This window comes from Vibrio sp. 1288 (assembly GCF_033344475.1).
In genome coordinates this window covers 1-1006 of the sequence record NZ_JAWPOX010000170.1, presented here as the reverse complement: position 1 = coordinate 1006, position 1006 = coordinate 1, and the positions used below count along the sequence as shown (strand labels likewise).

Annotated in this window: 1 protein-coding gene and 2 pseudogenes; all 3 read left to right on the top strand. The window is 44.1% G+C overall.

Annotated features, from left to right (window positions below; all coding sequences use genetic code 11):
* Window positions 1-304 (top strand): annotated as a pseudogene (locus R8O11_RS25410) (hypothetical protein); the annotation flags it as partial.
* A 141-nt stretch (window positions 305-445) separates the two neighbouring features.
* On the top strand, window positions 446-742 hold the full coding sequence (locus tag R8O11_RS25405; protein WP_024702597.1) for a hypothetical protein: 297 nt from the start codon (window positions 446-448) through the stop codon (window positions 740-742).
* Between the two features lie 36 nt (window positions 743-778).
* Window positions 779-1006 (top strand): annotated as a pseudogene (locus R8O11_RS25400) (sulfurtransferase); the annotation flags it as partial.

Sequence of the window (1006 nt, the reverse complement as noted above, 5' to 3'; positions counted from 1 at the left end):
CGTACCAGATGGCTACGACTACGATCCGATCGTCGCTCGTGCTCTATCTGTTGACATTAGTGGCTACTCTTCACAACGCGCGCACCTTAGTGTCTATAAAGAGTATCAAGAGATGACTTCAGGTAGCTATCAAGCGAAATACGCAAGCAAAGTAGCTTCTGAAGCACTCATCAACGGAAAAGCCGAAATGAATTTTCCGGTCTCCGATAGCCAAGGAAATCTGTTAGTCGAAGTTTGGTTTTATGACGGTTCAGACCCCGTGCAGCACGTGATATCAGCAGAAGATTCATCTTGGCGCATGTAAGCATTAATGTCATGAATAGCAAACAAACCAAAACCTCTTAGAGATGTTAAATATCAGCAAAAATCGCATCGTTCTTTGAACATGCGATTTTTTTATTGTAAAACAATAGGCTTACGCTAGCCTAAACGGGTGGAACTCAACTTGGATAACCCCAAAACTTACATTTTGGTCCTCATCGGTTCGATTGCTCTGCTCCTTTTACTTTTGTGGGGCTCACCCACCAGCGAAAAAACCTTATCAGCGACCGTCATCAGCAACACTTTGACTCAGTCTTTAGACGGGCAACGACGTTACCTGACGATAGACGCTCCTGATATCGAACAACAACGCGTCGCCGTTCCGATAACAACTGATTGTGCGATCGGTTCGACAGCCACATTTAGGCAAGCGACAAGCTCAACTTTTGAACCATCACTTTCATTCGTCAGCTGTAACTAGAACAGTGGTCACTCCCACGACAAGAAGGATTTAGCAATGCAAGCATTGATCAGTGCAAAAGAACTCCATGCCCTACTCGACCAACCAAATGTAAAGCTTTTAGACGCAAGCATTAGCTTTCAAATTCCTTCTGAAAGCAAAAAAATCACCGATAAATGGATCCCAAACACTTACCGTTTTGATTACGACAATGACTTTTGTCTGCCTGATACCTCTTTGCCGCACATGATGCCAACCGAAGCAGGATTTAATGCAAGCGCACAA